General features: G+C 61.2%; 16 protein-coding genes. 6 read left to right on the forward strand and 10 right to left on the reverse strand.

What is annotated here, in order from left to right; genetic code table 11:
* Positions 1-3 precede the first annotated feature (3 nt).
* The 3 genes from DNK06_RS09830 to exaC all read right to left on the reverse strand — a co-directional run bounded on the left by DNK06_RS09830 (position 4) and on the right by exaC (position 4647).
* Positions 4-1398 carry an ethanolamine ammonia-lyase subunit EutB gene (locus DNK06_RS09830; RefSeq protein WP_131179848.1) on the reverse strand — a complete coding sequence of 465 codons (1395 nt, stop codon included), beginning with the start codon at positions 1396-1398 and terminating at the stop codon, positions 4-6.
* Between the two features lie 207 nt (positions 1399-1605).
* The gene (eat, locus tag DNK06_RS09835) at positions 1606-3051 is read right to left on the reverse strand and encodes an ethanolamine permease (RefSeq protein WP_131179849.1); all 1446 of its coding nucleotides are present in this window, start codon (positions 3049-3051) and stop codon (positions 1606-1608) included.
* A 75-nt stretch (positions 3052-3126) separates the two neighbouring features.
* Complete coding sequence (exaC, locus tag DNK06_RS09840) at positions 3127-4647, reverse strand: acetaldehyde dehydrogenase ExaC (protein ID WP_131179850.1); 1521 nt, start codon at positions 4645-4647, stop codon at positions 3127-3129.
* A gap of 346 nt (positions 4648-4993) precedes the next feature.
* Here exaC and qhpR point away from each other — a divergent pair, with 346 nt between their 5' ends.
* Positions 4994-6079, forward strand: coding sequence for an AraC-like transcriptional regulator QhpR (qhpR, locus tag DNK06_RS09845; RefSeq protein WP_131179851.1), 1086 nt, complete (start codon positions 4994-4996; stop codon positions 6077-6079).
* A gap of 165 nt (positions 6080-6244) precedes the next feature.
* Here qhpR and DNK06_RS09850 read toward each other — a convergent pair whose 3' ends face one another.
* The 4 genes from DNK06_RS09850 to yjeH form a co-directional block, all read right to left on the reverse strand.
* Positions 6245-6568, reverse strand: coding sequence for a glutaredoxin family protein (locus tag DNK06_RS09850; protein WP_131179852.1), 324 nt, complete (start codon positions 6566-6568; stop codon positions 6245-6247).
* A 26-nt stretch (positions 6569-6594) separates the two neighbouring features.
* Complete coding sequence (gene yejK / locus DNK06_RS09855; RefSeq protein ID WP_131179853.1) at positions 6595-7602, reverse strand: nucleoid-associated protein YejK; 1008 nt, start codon at positions 7600-7602, stop codon at positions 6595-6597.
* Between the two features lie 62 nt (positions 7603-7664).
* Positions 7665-9002, reverse strand: coding sequence for a TAXI family TRAP transporter solute-binding subunit (locus DNK06_RS09860; protein ID WP_131179854.1), 1338 nt, complete (start codon positions 9000-9002; stop codon positions 7665-7667).
* A gap of 53 nt (positions 9003-9055) precedes the next feature.
* Entirely contained in the window at positions 9056-10336 is a 1281-nt protein-coding gene (yjeH, locus tag DNK06_RS09865; RefSeq protein WP_131179855.1) for an L-methionine/branched-chain amino acid transporter, read from the reverse strand.
* A 179-nt stretch (positions 10337-10515) separates the two neighbouring features.
* On the opposite strand from yjeH, the gene DNK06_RS09870 reads away from it, so the two are divergent.
* From DNK06_RS09870 to DNK06_RS09885, 4 genes are all read left to right on the forward strand, one after another.
* Positions 10516-10935, forward strand: coding sequence for an Lrp/AsnC family transcriptional regulator (locus tag DNK06_RS09870; RefSeq protein WP_131179856.1), 420 nt, complete (start codon positions 10516-10518; stop codon positions 10933-10935).
* Between the two features lie 286 nt (positions 10936-11221).
* Complete coding sequence (locus tag DNK06_RS09875; RefSeq protein ID WP_131179857.1) at positions 11222-12412, forward strand: S-type pyocin domain-containing protein; 1191 nt, start codon at positions 11222-11224, stop codon at positions 12410-12412.
* Positions 12409-12753 (forward strand): hypothetical protein, encoded by a 345-nt coding sequence (locus DNK06_RS09880; protein WP_131179858.1) that lies wholly within the window; start codon positions 12409-12411, stop codon positions 12751-12753. The genes DNK06_RS09875 and DNK06_RS09880 overlap by 4 nt, the downstream gene beginning before the upstream one ends.
* A 135-nt stretch (positions 12754-12888) precedes the next feature.
* Positions 12889-13305 (forward strand): VOC family protein, encoded by a 417-nt coding sequence (locus DNK06_RS09885; RefSeq protein ID WP_131179859.1) that lies wholly within the window; start codon positions 12889-12891, stop codon positions 13303-13305.
* Between the two features lie 106 nt (positions 13306-13411).
* Here DNK06_RS09885 and DNK06_RS09890 read toward each other — a convergent pair whose 3' ends face one another.
* Positions 13412-14683, reverse strand: coding sequence for a sensor histidine kinase (locus DNK06_RS09890; RefSeq protein WP_131179860.1), 1272 nt, complete (start codon positions 14681-14683; stop codon positions 13412-13414).
* Positions 14673-15356 (reverse strand): response regulator transcription factor, encoded by a 684-nt coding sequence (locus DNK06_RS09895; protein WP_131179861.1) that lies wholly within the window; start codon positions 15354-15356, stop codon positions 14673-14675. The genes DNK06_RS09890 and DNK06_RS09895 overlap by 11 nt, the downstream gene beginning before the upstream one ends.
* A gap of 340 nt (positions 15357-15696) precedes the next feature.
* Here DNK06_RS09895 and chrA point away from each other — a divergent pair, with 340 nt between their 5' ends.
* Positions 15697-16893, forward strand: a complete 1197-nt coding sequence (chrA, locus tag DNK06_RS09900) for a chromate efflux transporter (protein ID WP_131179862.1) — start codon at positions 15697-15699, stop codon at positions 16891-16893.
* Positions 16894-16898: 5 nt separating this feature from the next.
* On the opposite strand, the gene DNK06_RS09905 is transcribed toward chrA, so the two are convergent.
* Positions 16899-17597, reverse strand: a complete 699-nt coding sequence (locus tag DNK06_RS09905) for an HAD family hydrolase (RefSeq protein WP_131179863.1) — start codon at positions 17595-17597, stop codon at positions 16899-16901.
* Positions 17598-17629 lie beyond the last annotated feature (32 nt).

Genomic DNA, 17629 nt, shown 5'->3' on the forward strand with positions numbered 1-17629 from the left:
CTCTCAAGCCAGTTGCGCCAGGGCCTGGCGGAATGCTGGCGGCAACTCGTCGCCCATGCGTAATTGACCACCCTGCTGCTGGAAGATGCCCATGCGCGCCAGCCACTGCTCGAATTCTGGAGCGACGTGCAGGCCAAGTACCTTGCGCGCGTAGAGGGCATCGTGGAACGAGGTGGTCTGGTAGTTGAGCATCACGTCGTCGGAGCCGGGAATGCCCATGATGAAGTTGATGCCGGCGGTGCCGAGCAGGGTCAGCAGCATGTCCATGTCGTCCTGATCGGCTTCGGCATGGTTGGTGTAGCAGATGTCGCAGCCCATGGGCACGCCGAGCAGCTTGCCGCAGAAGTGATCCTCCAGGCCGGCGCGGATGATCTGCTTGCCGTTGTACAGGTACTCGGGGCCGATGAAACCGACCACTGTGTTGACCAGGAACGGGTTGAAGTGCCGGGCCACGGCGTAGGCGCGGGTTTCGCAGGTCTGCTGATCGACGTCGTGGTGGGCGTTGGCCGACAGGGCACTGCCCTGGCCGGTTTCGAAGTACATCAGGTTGTTGCCCAGGGTGCCGCGTTTCAGGCTCAGGCCGGCGTCGTAACCTTCCTGCAGTACCTTGAGGCTGACCCCGAAACTGGCATTGGCCGCCTCGGTGCCGGCGATCGACTGGAACACCAGATCCAGCGGCGCGCCGCGCTCGATGGCGGCGATGGAGCTGGTGACGTGGGTCAGCACGCAGGACTGGGTGGGAATTTCATAGCGCTGGATGATCGCGTCGAGCATATCCAGCAGGGCGCGGATCGAACTTGCGCTGTCGGTGGCCGGGTTGATGCCGATCATCGCATCGCCGTTACCATAGAGCAGGCCATCGAGGATGCTGGCGGCGATGCCGGCCGGATCATCGGTGGGATGGTTGGGCTGCAGCCGTGTGGACATGCGCCCGCGTAGGCCCATGGTGTTGCGAAAACGAGTGACCACCCGGGTCTTCTGGGCCACCAGCACCAGATCCTGCACGCGCATGATCTTCGAGACGGCGGCAACCATCTCCGGGGTCAGCCCCGGCGCCAGGGCGCTCAGGCTGGCTTCGTCGGCATCGTCGCCGAGCAGCCAGTCGCGCAGGCCGCCGACCGTGAGGTGGCTGACCGGAGCGAAGGCGGTGGCATCAAAGGTGTCGATGATCAGCCGGGTGACTTCGTCCTTTTCGTAAGGAATCAACGCTTCCTGCAGGAAATGCTTGAGCGGCACGTTGGCCAGGGCCATCTGCGCTGCGGCGCGTTCGGCATCGCTTTGCGCGGCGACCTCCGCCAGGTAGTCGCCGGAGCGCGCCGGGCTGGCCTTGGCCATCAGCTCGCGCAGGCTATCGAAACTCCAGGTCATGTTGGCGATGGTATGGGTGAAGCGAGCCATATCAGTTCTCCCGGGCACCTCTAAAAACTACCTGCGTTGTCATCGCTGCGTTGAAAACAGGCTCGTGCGCGAGTCCGATCAGAATGCTCATGTACAAAAGTACACTCCGCTTCCTCGCCTGTTTTCGCCTTACGCTGACTGCCTCGCCTACGTTTTTAAAGGTGCCCTCATTGTCGAGTGGCTGCCGAGGCGGCCACTCGGGGTCAATCAACGCAGGGAGCGTTCGGCAGCCTGAATGGCGGCGAACTCTTCCTCCGGCGTGCCGGACACCAGATGGTGACGGCTGTACAAGGCGAAGTAGGCGATGAACAGAGCGTAGATGACTGCCGCGCCGATCACGACCCTCGGGTCGACCAGGAAGCCGGCGATCAGCGCTACCGCTGCCAGCACCAGAGCCACCGACGACGTCAGTGCGCCGCCGGGCGTGCGGTAGGGACGTGGCATGTCCGGGCGGCGTACGCGCAGGGTGACGTGTGCGGCCATCATCAGTACATAGGAAAGCGTCGCACCGAATACCGCCACCAGAATCAGCAGGTCGCCCTGGCCGCTCAGTGACAGGCCGAAGCCGATGATGCCAGGCACGATCAGTGCCATGACCGGCGCCTTGTTGCGGTTGGTCAGCGACAGGCCGCGTGGCAGGTAGCCAGCGCGCGACAGGGCGAAAATCTGCCGCGAATAGGCATAGATGATCGAGAAGAAGCTGGCGATCAGGCCAGCCAGGCCGACCAGGTTGACGAACTGGCTCATCCAGGTGGAGCCGCCGTAGACCTTGACCAGCGATTCCACCAGCGGGTTACCGGAGGCGATCAGAGATTGAGCGCCGGCCGCACCCGGGCCGACCAGCAGGATCAGTCCGGCGAAGGTCAGCAGCACCAGCATCGCGCCAATCAGGCCGCGGGGCAGGTCGCGTTTCGGATCCTTGGTTTCTTCGGCAGCCAGTGGCACGCCTTCGACCGCCAGGAAGAACCAGATCGCGTAAGGCAGCGCGGCCCAGATGCCCAGGTAGCCGAACGGCAGGAAGGCGCTGGCGCCAGTCGCCTCGGTAGCGGGGATGTCGAACAGGTTGGCGACCTGGAAGTGCGGCACCATGGCGACGATGTATACGCCCAGGGCAATGGCCGCGACCGCGGTGATCACGAACATCAGTTTCAGTGCCTCACCGGCTCCGAGGATGTGAATGCCGATGAACACCACGTAGAACACCAGGTAGATGATCCAGCCGCCGATGCCGAACAGTGACTCGCAGTAGGCGCCGATAAAACAGGCGATGGCCGCAGGGGCAATGGCGTATTCGATGAGGATCGCCGTGCCGGTGAGGAAGCCGCCCCAGGGGCCGAAGGCGGTGCGGGTGAAACCATAGCCGCCACCTGCGGTAGGAATCATCGAGGACAGTTCGGCCAGCGAGAAGCACATGCACAGGTACATGGTCGCCATCAGCAGTGTGGCGATGAACATGCCGCCCCAGCCGCCCTGGGCCAGGCCGAAGTTCCAGCCGGCGTAATCGCCGGAAATCACGTAGGCAACGCCGAGGCCGATCAACAGGATCCAGCCTGCAGCGCCTTGCTTCAATTGCCGGTTGGCAAAGTACTCGGCGCTGACGACTTCGGTTTCCACACCACCCTGAGAGGGTGTGGTCAGTGTCTCTTTGGACATTTCAAGACTCCTTCACGCCCCGTGGCAGTGCAGCATCGGGGGCATTGTTTTTATGGGGTGGCTGTCTATGGAAGATCAGAAGAAGCCCAAAGGATTGATGTCGTAGCTGATCAACAGGTTCTTGGTCTGCTGATAGTGGTCGAGCATCATCTTGTGGGTTTCGCGCCCGACCCCGGACTTCTTGTAGCCGCCAAAGGCCGCGTGCGCCGGATACAGGTGATAGCAGTTGGTCCATACGCGGCCGGCCTTGATGCCGCGGCCCATGCGGTAGGCGCGGTTGATGTCGCGCGTCCACACGCCGGCGCCCAGGCCGAACTCGGTGTCGTTGGCGATGGCCAGGGCTTCGGCTTCGTCCTTGAAGGTGGTCACGCCGACCACCGGGCCGAAGATCTCCTCCTGGAACACGCGCATCTTGTTGCTGCCCTTGAGCAGGGTCGGCTGGATGTAATAACCGCTGGCCAGGTCGCCCTCGAGTTTTTCCGTGGCGCCGCCGGTGAGCAGCTCGGCCCCTTCCTGCTGAGCGATCTCCAGGTAGCTGAGGATCTTGTCGTACTGCTGCTGCGAGGCCTGGGCGCCGACCATGGTCTCGGTGTCCAGCGGGTTGCCGCGCTTGATGGCCTTGATCTTCTTCATCACCTCGACCATGAACGGCTCGAAGATCGACTCCTGCACCAGCGCCCGGGACGGGCAGGTACACACCTCGCCCTGGTTGAAGAAGGCCAGCACCAGGCCTTCGGCAGCCTTTTCGATAAAGGCCGGTTCGGCCTGCATGATGTCTTCGAAGAACACGTTCGGTGACTTGCCGCCCAGCTCCACGGTGCTCGGAATGATGTTGGCGGCCGCGCACTTCATGATGTGCGAGCCGACCGGGGTGGAACCGGTAAAGGCGATCTTGGCGATACGCGTGCTGGTGGCCAGTGCCTCGCCGGCTTCACGGCCGTAGCCCTGGACGATGTTGAGCACGCCCGGCGGCAGCAGATCGCCGACCACTTCGGCGAACAGAGTGATCGACAGCGGCGTCTGCTCGGCGGGCTTGAGCACCACGCAGTTGCCGGCCGCCAGGGCCGGCGCCAGCTTCCAGGCGGCCATCAGCAGCGGGAAGTTCCAGGGAATGATCTGCCCGACCACACCCAGCGGTTCGTGGAAGTGATAGGAGGCGGTGTGTTCGTTGATCTCCGCAGCACTGCCTTCTTGAGCGCGGATGCAGCCGGCGAAATAACGGAAGTGGTCGGCGGCCAGCGGCACGTCGGCATTGAGCGTCTCGCGCACGGCCTTGCCGTTGTCCCAGGTTTCCGCCACGGCGAGCAGTTCGAGGTTGGCTTCGATGCGGTCGGCGATCTTCAGCAGGATCAGCGCGCGATCCTGTACCGACGTCTTGCCCCAGGCATCGGCGGCGGCATGGGCAGCGTCCAGGGCCTTGTCGATGTCCTTGGCGTCGGAACGGGGGAATTCGCCGATCACCGAGGCATCCACCGGACTGGTGTTGGTGAAGTACTGGCCGCCTACCGGCGCGACGAACTCGCCACCGATGTAGTTGCCGTAGTGCGGCTTGAGGGTGACGACGGCGCCTGCGGTACCTGGTTTGGCATAGATCATGAAAATTCTCCCAACGACTGTTTTTTGTAGTTCTAAGGGTGAGCGGGCTGCATGCCCGCACTCGCCTGAACTATGAGACGAATTCATGTGGCCGACTTGACGCTGGATGAGAGTGGCTGTTCTGCAAAGTCAAATTTCCACAACAGCTTGGGCCGTGTCGCGGTGAGTCAAATGGTGCGCCCTGTTTCGGTGCGAGTGTTTCCGAATGACTCGTTTTGGGGCTTCGGCTGCCAGGCGCGTTTTCACTGGCTACCCGCAGAACTCTATGCTGGGCGCATCCCGGCGATCCGGTGAGGGACGGCGTGCTTCTTGCTTCCAGACATAAATTGTCACGAAGGAGGCACCGATGAGCTCCGTTCTTGCCCAGCCCGATCAGTCTGCCGGTTTTTCGTTGCTACCCGGCGGGCAAACCAACAGCGGTGTCCTGGCGGCTGCAGCCAGTGGCCTGTGCGGCTTTATCGAAAAGCACGGTGGCGATGCGGATCGCATCCTCGGGGTCTCCGGTATCGATCCGGAATCCCTGCGTCACCCGACACTGAGCCTGGCGTTACCCAATTATTGCCAGGTGCTGGAAGAGGCCTCGCGCCAATCCGGTTGCGACAACTTCGGTTTGTACTACGGGCAACAGTTCAAGCCCCAGGCGCTGGGGTTGCTCGGCTATATCGGGCTGTGTTCGGCGACTGTCGAGCAGGCACTGATCAACTTCGCCCGTGCCTTTCCCCTGCACCAGCGCAACAGCCTGATTCGTCTGGTGGATGAGGGAGAGTGCTACCGCTTCGACTACCAGGTGCGCCACGGCGCCATTCTCTGCCGTCGTCAGGACGCGGAGTTGACCCTGGGCATGGCGCTCAATCTGATTCGCCACGTGCTCGGCAACCAGTGGGCGCCACGGGCGGTGCATTTCGAACATCCGCGCCCGGAGCAATGGCATGAGCACTGCAAAGTCTTCGATGCGCCGGTGTATTTCGAGCAGCCGTTCAACTCGTTGATCATTCCCAAGCGCGGTCTGGATCGCAGCATGCCGCAGAGCGACCCGGTGTTGTTGCTGGTGATGCAGGATTCCCTCAGCCAGCTCAGCAACCTGAGCGGTCGCGGCGAACGGGATATCGCCGATGACGTTCGCGAGCAGATTCGGCAGCAGTTGCTGATTGGCGAGCCGGTGCTGGAGCAGGCTGCCGAACAGTTGGGCATGAGCAGTTGGTCACTGCAGCGGCGGTTGCGCGATCAGGGCCTGAACTTCTCCACGATGGTGGACAAGCTGCGCTGCGAGCTGGCGACCCACTACCTGCGCCAGCACCAGTTGCCCATCTCCAACCTGGCGCCGTTGCTCGGTTACTCGGAGGTCAGCGCCTTCTCGCGCGCCTTCCGACGCTGGTTCGGAGTCAGCCCACGGCAGTGGCGGCATGATAGCGATGGCGTGCGCACGCATTGAAGTGACCATCCGCTGCAAGGCGTAAGCGGCCGCTCACCCCGTAGGGTGGATGACGCTCTTTTCATCCACCATTGCGGTTGCAGAGCGGTGGACGGGTGAAGCGTCGTCCACCCTACGAACGGCCGCTCCCGCCTTATAGCGACCTGTCCGTCTCGATCCTGAAACTCAGTACGCCGCCAGAATCCCCTGCGGGTTATAGCCGTGGATCACCGTGCCGTTAACGTTGAGAACTGGAACGCCACGGCCACCGAGGGCGTCGTAGGCACGGCGCGCTTCGCTGGACTTCTCGATGTCCAGTTCGGTGTAGGCGATACCGCGTTCGCCGAGAAACTCCCGGGTCTTGGCACAGTAACCACACCAGCTTGTGGCGTAGAGGATGACCTCACCCTGGCCGGCGACCCGCTCGCTGTTACCGAACAGCAGCGGTTCGATGCGATCCCAGTGTTGCCAGGTCGCCAGTACCGCAAGAATCAGCAAAATCCTTTTCATGGTGCAGTCCTCTGCCTACAAGTCGCTCAGTCCTTGCGGCGTTTCAACTGGTCGGTCAGTTGGGTCGGCAGGTTGCGGATGATCAGCGTGCCTTGCGTTTCGTCGTATTCGATCTTCGAGCCGAGCAGATGGGCCTCGAAGCTGATCGACAGACCTTCGGCGCGACCGGTGAAGCGACGGAACTGGCTCAGGGTGCGCTTATCGGCAGGAATTTCTGGCGACAGACCGTAATCCTTGTTGCGGATATGGTCGTAGAACGCCTTGGGGCGCTCTTCGTCGATCAGCCCGGAGAGCTCCTCCAGCGTCATCGGCTCGCCCATCTTGCTCTGGCTGGTGGCGTAGTCGACCAGGGTGTCGGTCTTCGCGCGCGCCTGTTCCTCGGGCAGATCCTCGCTCTCGACGAAATCGCTGAAGGCCTTGAGCAGGGTGCGTGTCTCGCTGGGCGAGTCGACGCCTTCCTGGCAACCGATGAAATCGCGGAAGTATTCCGAGACCTTCTTGCCGTTCTTGCCCTTGATGAAGGAGATGTACTGCTTGGAATTGGCGTTGTTGCGCCATTCGGAAATATTGATCCGCGCGGCCAGATGCAGCTGACCAAGATCCAGGTGCTTGGCCGGGGTTACGTCCAGTGCATCGTTCACCGCTACGCCTTCGCTGTGGTGCAGCAGGGCGATGGCCAGGTAGTCGGTCATGCCTTGCTGGTAGTGAGCGAACAGCACGTGGCCGCCGGTGGACAGGTTGGATTCTTCCATCAGCTTCTGCAGATGTTCCACGGCCTGACGGCTGAACGCGGCGAAATCCTGGCCATCTTCCAGGTGATTTTTCAGCCAGCCGCTGAAAGGGTAGGCGCCGGACTCGCTGTGGAAAAAGCCCCAGGCTTTGCCCTGCTTGGCGTTATAGCTTTCGTTGAGGTCGGCCAGCATGTTCTCGATGGCCTGGGAGGTGCCCAGCTCAGTGTCGCGGGCGTGCAATACGGCAGGGCTGCCGTCGGGCTTCTTGTCGATCAGGTGGACGATACAGTGACGGATCGGCATGGGAGTCTCTTCAGGCGTTAACGCAATGGGGCCGCTGCAAGGCGGCCGAAGTTGTGCAAAGTTTACCCGACTGTTGCCGCCGTGGTCGCCCGTGACTGCCGTAATGCCTGCAGCCGCTCGATGACATAACGCAGGTGCATGTGCAGTTCGTACAGTTCGCTGGAGTAGGACAGGGGCACATCGATCTTGTCCATTTCCGCCTCCAGGCTCTCCAGGCGCTGGATTTCCTCGTCCAACTGGGCAGGCAGGGTGCCGTCGTGCAACTGCCGGTCGATTTCACGCAGGTGTTTGTACCAGCGGTAGATGCGGGCACGGATGCGCCAGCGGTACAGCGGGCCGATGGCCTTGATCAGTGGGAACAGCAACACCAGCAGCGGAATGGCCAGGATGATGTATCGGTCGGCCAGGGAGGCGATGCGAAACGGCAGGTAGCGCTGCAGGATCGGCAGGCCGTTCTTATAGAAATACTCGGCTTCGCCGAGGGTTTTCAGGGTGCGTGGTGGCGCGGCCGGGTACTGATCGGCGGCGTCGAGCAGATTGCCATCCTTCAGCACTTCGCGGGCGGCGGCGAGAATCAGTGGGGTTAGCGAGGCGTGGAACTCGCCATTGGCCAGCAGGGTGGCGGAAGGGCCCAGGGTGACGATATCGCGATCCGGCGTATTGCTGGCCAGGTCGAGCAGGCCTTCGCCCACTTCCAGACGGTTCAGGTAAGGCAGGCGGGCCATATAAGCGGCGCTGCGGCCGAGGCCGATCAGGTGCAGGTTGGGGGCGCTCGCCAGGCGCTGGATCAGTGCGTTTTCCGCCGGACCGAGAAAGAAGCCGGCATCCAGTTCTCCAGCGATCAGTGCATCGGCAGCGCGCTTGCCGCCGATGGCCTGCCAGCTCTCGGGATACTGATCGGGTGTGATGCGATTGGCCTCCAGCAGCGCGTAGATGACTGCGCCGGAGCCACTGCCGGGCGTGCCGATGGCGACTCGCTGGTCGAGCAGATCCTGAAAATGGGCGCTTGCCTGTGCGCTACGCACGAACAGCCACAAGGGTTCCTGGTACATCACGCCAAGGCCGAGCAGCTCGTCACGCTCAGGCGTGGGCAGGGTCAGCTCTTGACCGCTCTGCACCAGCGCCAGTTGCGCCTCGTTGCTACGCAGTTTGTCGAGATTGTCTCGCGAGCCTTCACTGTTGATCAGCGTGAGGGTAAATCCCTCCCTGGCCAGCTCGTCACGCAGCTTCTCGCCGAAGGCGTGGTAGCCACCGCTGGCGCTGCCCGTCGCCAGGCTGGCGTGCATGGGCGGCGGCGGCGCCACGAAGTAGAAGAGTGCCGCGACCAGGGCTGCGAGTACCGGAACCAGCCAGAAATTGGCCAGCAGCATAATTTTCAGGTCTTTGAGTACACGTGGCATGGCGCTTCCTTTCGATGAATCCGTTCAAGGATAGAGCCATGCAGCGCTACCAGTCACCCCCGAGAGCCACTTTCGCCCAGCGGCATGCCGGTACGGCGCGCCTGGCGCCTGCGGTCGAGCAGCATCAGTACGCCCAGCAGGCCAATGGCATACAGCGCATCGCCGCCGAGCATCAGCAGAATGCCGACGCAGAGCAGGGCGCTGATGCCGGCCAGCCAACGCCAAAGTCCCTTGAGCAGCACCCAGCCGGCGGCCATGCTGAACAGGTAGATGACGATGAAGTTGCCGTTGGCATAGCGGATCAGTTGATCCAGCGACAGCGACAGGCTCCAGATCACTGTCGTGCTCAGCGCGCAACTGAGCACCACCAGCAGCAGTGCCCTGGCCGGCACGCCATTGGCGTTGCGGCTGGCCAGCAGGCGCGGCAGCTTGCCTTCGTCGGCCAGGCTCCAGATCAGCCGTGCGAAGCCCTGGATGTATACGTTCATGGAGGCGAAGCAGGCCAGATAGCCGATGCCCGCGCTGAGCCAGCGCGCCTGATCGCCGAGCAGCAGATCGAGCATGCGCGGCAGGGAAGCGGCGTCGGTACGTGTATCGCCGTAGGCATGAAAGCTCAGCACTGCCACCGAGCAGGCCCAGTACACCAGGCCGGCGAGCAATACGCCGAGCAACAGCGCCAGGGGAAAGTCACGTTGCGGGTTCCTGAACTCCTCGCCCAGGTGAGTGAAGGCCTCGATGCCGACGAAGCACCAGAACATCACGCCCAGGGCCACCGGCAACAACTGCCAATTGCCCGCCAGTGGCGGCAGCAGCGGTTGTTCGGCGTGCGGAAGGTCGCCTTTCCACCAGATCAGCGCGATGGTGGCGACGATGACCAGGGCGATGGCGATCTGCACGCTCCCGGAGGTGCGTGCCGGGCGCTGGCCGAGCAGCAGGATGATGCCCAGGGTGACCAGTTGAATGGCCAGAACCGCCAGGTCGCTCAGCTCGAACAGGGCATGCCAGAAACCGCTGGCGATATTCAGTGCGGCTGGCAATCCTACTGGCAGAACCGCCAGGAACAGAAAGGCGCTCAGGCGCTCCATGCGCCCGCCGAACGCGCGGCCGATCAGATGCGGCGCGCCGCCGGCATGGGGGTAGTGGCGACCGAGCTGGGCGAAGGTGAACGCTATCGGCAGAATCAGCACGATCAGCAGCAGCCAGGCCCACAGCGATATCTCGCCGGCTGCCGTGGCGGCCAGCGCCGGGATCACGAAAATTCCGGTGCCCAGCAGCGACGTGGACAACAGACCGACCCCTTGCAGCAGCCCCAATTCCTTGTTCAACCGACTCATGTTGTATGCTCTCGCTCGTTCTGACGTGACGGCTGCGACCAGGTGTGGTGCGCTGATCCGCCAAGCTTCCATGGTAAGGCCGCGCCGCTTCGGAGGCTGCTGGCAAAGCGTCGGCGACGACCGGCGAAACGGCGGGAATGCCCGTCATCTTGTTTGTGCAGATGGGTGCAGAGAGCCAAGTGGATAAGTTCGATCAACGCATCATCGCTTTGCTGCGCGCAGACGCGCGACTGACCGTCACCGAGGTCGCCCGACAGGTCAACCTGTCACGCTCCGCGGTGAGCGAGCGCATCCGCCAACTGGAAACGTCCGGGGTCATTCAGGGCTATCACGCCCGTATCGCCGAGCCCACCACCATTGCGGTGCGTGCCTATCTGGAACTGTTCTATACGGGCGGGCGCTGTGAGCAGTACGTCGAGCGCATGCGCGCGTTCCCGGAAGTCCGTCGCTGCTCCGGCATCAGCGGGGAAACCGACATGCTGATCTACCTCGAGGCATCCTCCATGGAGCGGCTGGCTGAGGTACGTGGCGAGATCGAGAACTTCCCTGGGGTGCACAAAATAAAAACCCATATGGTCGTCAAAGACTGGCTGATGTGAGGCTGCGTTGGTGTGAATAGGTGCCGCCATGATCACGAGAAGACGGAACAACCGTCGTAGATGGATCGGAGGGCCTAGCCTAGCGAAGCGTAATCTGTGGCTTCTCGCGAATTGTTGATTAAGTCGGCGGATTACGCCTTCGGCTAATACGCCCTACGGGCCTTCAAATTCGCAAAATTCCCATGGGATACAGAAAAATTAAGCATGACCAGTAAAGCGTGACAATGCGCATGGACTGACCACTACCACGGCGTATCATTTCGCCTTTTTCAAGGAAGATTTACAGATGAGTGGCTACGTCCCGAATAACAGAGATGAGCGAAAGGAGCCACCTGCCCCTCCCTACAACGGAGATTTCGATAAACAACCGCCACGTCCACTTATTCTCGATGTGAAAGAACCCGAGAAAGCAGCACCGTTGGCGCCACCTGCCGGCTGTGTCTTTGCAAAGCCCTGCACCTTGCCCGACGGTCAAATCGACTATCCACGCACGGCTCCCGCTGAACTCATTAGCCGCTATGGCAAAACAGCTGTGCTGGCTGCCAGCAGTGCTAATGCCAATGGTGACTACCCTCTGAGTCGCCTATCTGGCGAGTCTATTGCCGGACTGAGCGGTTTATCGCTTCGCGGCCTAGCCGTGGCGGGATCAGCAGGCGGGGGGAGTGTTGCGGGTGGGGCAGCCTCTTCTGGGGCGGTTATTACAGGCGGTGTCATAGCAAGCACTCTAGTTGGGCTGGTTGCCTTGATGTGGCCCAGCCCAATGGGAAACTCGGATCTCTACACACCTGAACAGCTCCGCAGAACGACGAGCGCACGCACGAGAGTGCGGTTTCGTATCGAACAAGCAGCTGACGGCACCCTCAAAGCCTACGGCTTTCATACAGCCGCCAAGACCGGCTGGGAAATGATCGACGTGGTGCAGTTCACGCCCCAGGGCGAGGAGCAGATAGCCGATTTCGGCGGTGGAATCACATTGGTCTGGACGCCTGCAGTTGATTCCGTAGATGCGTTAGGCATCCCACCCCTGAAAGCAGGGCCGCAAGTCCCCCCTATCTGGATTTACCCCGCAACGGATACGGCTGCGAAAGCGCTGGAAAATCCCATTTATCCGCCCGAGTACAAAGACTTTATCTTGGTCTTCCCGGCTGAATCGGGAATACAACCGCTGTATGTGGTGGTGAGCTTAGCCTTTGAACCTGCGGCTTATCATGGAAAAACAGACAACGCCGTCAAAAGTAAGGGGCCAGAGAATGGTCAAGAGGCCCTTGATAATTCTGTTCAAGTAAAACCAACATCGCCCAGACGCATTGGTGTTGACCCTCAAACAAAAGAAATAGTGGTCTTTGACAGAACAGGCGGTGATGTCTACCACGGGCACGTACGCCCTTGGGAAAAACTGCATCAAGACATGAAAAATGCACTTATTAAATCAGGCAAAACAGATGCCAAGGGCAACATTCTAGGAGCTTCGCAATGAGCTTATCTTATCAAGACCCGTCGATGTCTCATGACCAAGCCGTCCAATTCCTTTCAACAGCTGATCCGAAATTAATTATTTCAGCACTAATCTCTATAGGGCTCAACGAAACTGACTGGGTGTGGGCACAAAACATCTGCATTGAGCATTTAAATAATTTCAATGAAAATATTGTCTCCGCTGCTATAGCCGCTCTTGGCCACATCGCAAGAAGGCATGAAAAATTAGAACTAGAGATAACAAGGAAGGCACTTAAAGAAGCTCAATTGAAATACCCGTCATTAGCAGGAAATATCGCTGACACCTTAGATGATATTGAGATGTTCACCACTGATAATTAAATTACCACTTTGCGTCAGGAGCCAGACACCGGGCATGCTGACTTATAACAACTGGTTCAAATCGTTCGCTTCGCTCACCGGGACGTGCTAAAGCCGCCCCTTAACCAAATGTTATGCCGCAAGGGAGTTAGTCGCATGCAACCACGAATAACAGTCATCACGATTGGCGTTGATGACCTTGAGGCTTCGTTGCGTTTCTATCGTGATGGCTTGGGTTTTCCCACCGAAGGCATCGTGGGCGAAGAGTTCGAGTATGGGGCGGTTGTATTCATTGAGTTGCAGCCCGGTCTTCGTTTGGCTCTCTGGCCTCGCAAGAGCATCGCTCATGACACGGGGGTTGTCGTTGGCCCCTCCAGCGCTACTGAAATGACACTCGGACACAACGTTTATTCAAAGGCTGAGGTCGATGCGGTCATGGCAAGAGCAACCTCGGCAGGCGCTGTTATTGTCAAGGCGGCGCATGACACGTTCTGGGGAGGCTATTCGGGCTACTTTCAAGACCCCGATGGACATCTCTGGGAAATTGTCTGGAATCCGCAATGGTCGGAATAGGCGAGATCGATGGATCGGGGATGGACATGACGAGGCACCATGGTGGTAGTGCCCCGATCTTGTGAAGCGGTTTCTGGTGAAGCCGTTAAGCGAACGTGAAAAAGTGTCAGGACGGCGCCTCGAACGACACCTGAAAACAGCTGCCGGTAACGGGCAGGCTGTGCACCGATATCTGCCAGCCCTGGTGGGCGCAGATGCGTTTGACCAGCGACAGCCCCAGGCCGAGGCCCTCGCCACGGGCCTGCTCGCCGCGTACGAACGGGTCGAAAATCTGTTCGTGATGCTGTTCCGGGATGCCGACGCCGCTGTCCTCGACGCGAAACCCACTAGGCAGCAGGGTGAGTTTCACGAAGCCGGTTTCGGTGTAATGCAACGCGTTGCGCAGTAGGTTGGCCATCACCGTACGCAGCAAGGTGGGGTTGTAGATACCATCGTTCTGCGCTTCCACTTCCAGGCGGAAATCCAGACCTTTCTCGCGCATCGGCGGTGACCAGATATCGACCTGCTCATCGGCGATCTGGCGCAGGCTGGCACTGCCCGGGAACGTGCTTTCGTTACCCTTGACGCGGGCCAGTTGCAGGAAGGTCTGCACCAGATCCTGCATCTCGGTGCTGGCTCTTTCGATGCGTTCCACCTGCTTGCGTTGCACTGGCTCCAGGGCGACCTGGGAGAGCAGCTCGCACGAGCTGGCGATGACCATCAACGGCGTGCGCAGCTCATGGCTGACGTCACTGGTGAACAGGCGTTCACGCTCCAGGGACTGACGCAGGCGCCCCAGGGTGCTATCGAATGCGGCGGCAAGCTGGCCGACTTCATCGTCCGGGTATTCCGGTGCCAGGGCCGGCGCCAACGGCAGGAGCTGGTCGCGGTGACGCACCTGATTGGCCAGCTTGCTCACTGGCCTCATCACCCGTTCGGACATGAACCAGCCCAGGCCCAGGGCACCGAGCACGGACAGCAGAAAGCCCGCCAGCACGACGTTGAACAGCACCTGCTCGCGCTTTTCGAACTCACTCTGTTCCTTCACCAGCAGGTAGCGGTCACCGTCGATGGTCTGGCTAAAGATATAGAACGCTCGCTCGCCCTCTAGCTGCTCGCTGAAGCCCTCCGGTGATTCGGCATAACGGCTGGGGATCGCGTATTGCGGATAGCCCGAGGCATAAAAGCGGGTTTTCGCATCCAGACGCGGAGCCTGGTCGTTCTTCAAATCCTGCTCCATGACCGCCCCCAGTTCCAGGGCGAGCTCTTCGGAAACCAGGTGTTCCTCGATCAGGTGAACGATGGCCACGATGCTCAGGGAAAAGACCCCGCTGACCAGAACGGTCATGGTCACGAAGGCGATGAGGATGCGCCGTCGGAACGGCTGCTTAGTTTCCATCGCGATTCGCTGCCAGACGGTAGCCCACGCCATGCAAGGTATGCAGCAATGCCGTGGTGAAGGGTTTGTCGATGGCCTGGCGCAATTGATGGATGTGGCTGCGCAAGCTGTCGCTGTCAGGGCAGTCGTCGCCCCACAAGGCTTCTTCCAGGGCCTCGCGGCGCACCACGGCGGGCGAGCGCTGCATCAGCACCGCCAGCAGTTTCATGCCCAGCGGGTTGAGTTTGATGGGCGTGCCGGAGCGGGTCACGGTCAGGGTATCGAGGTCGTATGTGAGCTCGGCGACTTCCAGCAGCCGTCGGCGATTGCCCTGCGAGCGACGCAGAATGGCTTCGATGCGCGCGACCAGCTCGGACAGCGCAAAGGGTTTGATCAGGTAATCGTCGGCGCCGGCACTCAGGCCTTGCAGGCGGTCTTCCAGGGCGTCGCGCGCGGTGAGCATCAGGATCGGTATGCTGCTGCGCGCTTCTTCGCGCAATCGACGGCACAACTGATAGCCATCCAGGCCGGGCAGCATGATGTCCAGTACGATCAGGTCGTAATGGCCCTGAGTGGCAAGGTGCAGGCCGGACAGACCATCCTGGGCGCAATCCGCCGTGTAACCCTTGAGCTGCAGGTAATCCAGGATATTGGCCAGGATGTCGCGGTTGTCTTCGATCACCAAAATGCGCATGCAACGTTCTCTTCACAGGGGTTGACGCTTTTTTCACGAAGCATTGACGAAGCCTTCATAGGGTAATCGCACGATTGTCGCTCGTTCATCCAGCCAGGCTCATACGATGCCACAGCTCCGATATGCCTCACCACGCTCCTTGCCGTTTGCCTGCCGCTCTGCACGCCAGGAGCGCCGCTCAATGAAAAAGGGCTGAATGCCCATGTCGCCTTTAAAAAGTCATGCGAACAAGGCACATTCATGCGCTTGTATGCAGGGCGACCGAAGCGCGCAAGGCCCCTTGCGTATTCACCTGCAGATGCGTCGATCATGACGCCACGTGACCTTTCGAGATGCCTGCATGCCCGATGCCTCAAGTGACGATCGCAGCCCGTGGTTGATCTTTTTGGTCTTCCTGCGCCTGGGGCTTACTTCCTTCGGTGGCCCGGTCGCTCATCTCGGCTACTTTCGCGAGGAGTTCGTCAGCCGCCGACGCTGGTTGAGCGAGGCCAGTTATGTGGAGCTCATCGCGCTCTGTCAGTTCCTGCCGGGCGCCGCCAGCAGCCAGGTCGGCATGGTGATCGGCTTGTCGCAGGCGGGCTACCGCGGTGCACTGGCGGCCTGGGTCGGCTTCACTTTGCCTTCGGCCGTGCTCCTGATGCTGTTCGCCCAGGGCATCTCAGGCCATGGAGATGCCCTGGCGTCCGGTGCCTTGCACGGTTTGAAGATCGTCGCGGCCGCCGTCGTCGCCCAGGCGGTGTGGGGCATGGCGAACACGCTCTGTCCGGACATGCCACGCCGGTTATTGATGGTGATCGCCGCCTGTGCGGCATTCCTGTTACCTGGCGCCTGGGGGCAGCTTGCGGTGATCCTGGGCGCCGGGCTCGCTGGTTGTGCGCTACTCAAACCCGTGGAAAAAGCCGCGCAGGATGCGCTGCCCATCGACATCAGTCCGCAAGCTGGAGCCCTCTGGCTGGCTCTGTTCGTTGCCTTGCTGCTTGGCTTGCCGGTGTTGGCCCACTTGCTGGAAAACCAGATACTGGGCCTGTTGGATGCCTTCTACCGAACGGGCTCGCTGGTGTTCGGCGGCGGGCACGTGATGCTGCCGCTGCTGCAGGCCGAAGTGGTCGCGAACGGCTGGGTCAGCAGCGACCTGTTCCTCGCCGGTTATGGTGCTACTCAGGCCGTACCTGGCCCCTTGTTCACCTTCGCGGCGTTTCTCGGCAGCACCATGCAGGCGCCGCTATCGGGTTGGATCGGCGGTCTGCTTTGTCTGTTGGCGATTTTCGCGCCGTCGTTCCTGCTGCTGGTCGGTGTGCTGCCGTTCTGGGCTCGGCTGCGTACCCGCCCGCGGGTGCAGGCGGCGATGCTCGGGGTCAACGCTGGCGTGGTCGGTCTGCTATTGGCCACGCTGTACCAGCCAGTGGGTACCAGCGCCATCCTGAGTCTCTGGGATTTTGCCCTGGCGGTGGTCGCCCTGATCGCACTGATGGCCTGCAAGTTTCCGCCCTGGCTGGTGGTGCTGGCTGGCGCCGCTGTCGGCTGGCTGGTGCTCTGAAGGGCCTATTGCCCGGCGCTACCTGCTTCGGCGCGCAGTTGCTCGACCAGTCCCGGCAGTTCACTCATGCGCCCGATCAGGTGCTCCACGCCCAGTTGGCGCAGGGTTTCGCCGTGTTCCGGGGGGATGTGGCTGGCGCCGAGAAAACCGACTACCTGCATGCCTGCCGTCAATGCGGCGGTCACGCCGGTAACGCTGTCTTCGACGACCAGGCAGTTACGTGGGTCGACGCCAGCGCTCTTCGCGGCCAGCAGATAGAGATCCGGCGCCGGTTTTGGCCGCTCGACCTGATCGGCGCTGAACGCGCCGCGGTTGACGCGTTCGACCAGCTCGCAGCGTTGCAGGGCGAAGGCCACTGCGTCCGCATAGCTGTTGGAGGCCACGGCCAGCGGCAGGTCGATCTTCAGCAGGGCATCGCGCACGCCTTCGATCGGCTGCACTTCACTGCGGATCAGCGCCTTGATGATGGTGCGGTGTTCTTCGAGAAACCCCTCGGGCAGGGGGGTACCGAAATGCGCCTCGACCCGGGCCAGGATGTCGCGGCTCTGCAGCCCGAAAGTGCCGGCCAGCACCACGTCCAGCTCATGAACCGGGTAATGTTCGGCCAGCGCCGCGTGCAGGTGACGCTCGGCGATGATCTCGCTGTCGATCAGCACGCCGTCGCAGTCGCAGATCAGCAGTTCGATGGGCGGTTTCGGCTGCATGGCGGCAATCTCCTAAAGGGCGGGAGGGCTTG

Source organism: Phytopseudomonas daroniae (genome assembly GCF_004327285.1).
In the GTDB taxonomy this organism is placed as follows: Bacteria; Pseudomonadota; Gammaproteobacteria; order Pseudomonadales; family Pseudomonadaceae; genus Aquipseudomonas; species Aquipseudomonas daroniae.

Excerpts from the sequence above, each read along its gene's own strand:
- DNK06_RS09830 (WP_131179848.1), bottom strand. The coding sequence starts at position 1,398 with ATGGCTCGCTTCACCCATACCATCGCCAACATGACCTGGAGTTTCGAT.
- eat (WP_131179849.1), bottom strand. The coding sequence starts at position 3,051 with ATGTCCAAAGAGACACTGACCACACCCTCTCAGGGTGGTGTGGAAACC.
- exaC (WP_131179850.1), bottom strand. The coding sequence starts at position 4,647 with ATGATCTATGCCAAACCAGGTACCGCAGGCGCCGTCGTCACCCTCAAG.
- qhpR (WP_131179851.1), top strand. The coding sequence starts at position 4,994 with ATGAGCTCCGTTCTTGCCCAGCCCGATCAGTCTGCCGGTTTTTCGTTG.
- DNK06_RS09850 (WP_131179852.1), bottom strand. The coding sequence starts at position 6,568 with ATGAAAAGGATTTTGCTGATTCTTGCGGTACTGGCGACCTGGCAACAC.
- yejK (WP_131179853.1), bottom strand. The coding sequence starts at position 7,602 with ATGCCGATCCGTCACTGTATCGTCCACCTGATCGACAAGAAGCCCGAC.
- DNK06_RS09860 (WP_131179854.1), bottom strand. The coding sequence starts at position 9,002 with ATGCCACGTGTACTCAAAGACCTGAAAATTATGCTGCTGGCCAATTTC.
- yjeH (WP_131179855.1), bottom strand. The coding sequence starts at position 10,336 with ATGAGTCGGTTGAACAAGGAATTGGGGCTGCTGCAAGGGGTCGGTCTG.
- DNK06_RS09875 (WP_131179857.1), top strand. The coding sequence starts at position 11,222 with ATGAGTGGCTACGTCCCGAATAACAGAGATGAGCGAAAGGAGCCACCT.
- DNK06_RS09880 (WP_131179858.1), top strand. The coding sequence starts at position 12,409 with ATGAGCTTATCTTATCAAGACCCGTCGATGTCTCATGACCAAGCCGTC.
- DNK06_RS09885 (WP_131179859.1), top strand. The coding sequence starts at position 12,889 with ATGCAACCACGAATAACAGTCATCACGATTGGCGTTGATGACCTTGAG.
- DNK06_RS09890 (WP_131179860.1), bottom strand. The coding sequence starts at position 14,683 with ATGGAAACTAAGCAGCCGTTCCGACGGCGCATCCTCATCGCCTTCGTG.
- DNK06_RS09895 (WP_131179861.1), bottom strand. The coding sequence starts at position 15,356 with ATGCGCATTTTGGTGATCGAAGACAACCGCGACATCCTGGCCAATATC.
- chrA (WP_131179862.1), top strand. The coding sequence starts at position 15,697 with ATGCCCGATGCCTCAAGTGACGATCGCAGCCCGTGGTTGATCTTTTTG.
- DNK06_RS09905 (WP_131179863.1), bottom strand. The coding sequence starts at position 17,597 with ATGCAGCCGAAACCGCCCATCGAACTGCTGATCTGCGACTGCGACGGC.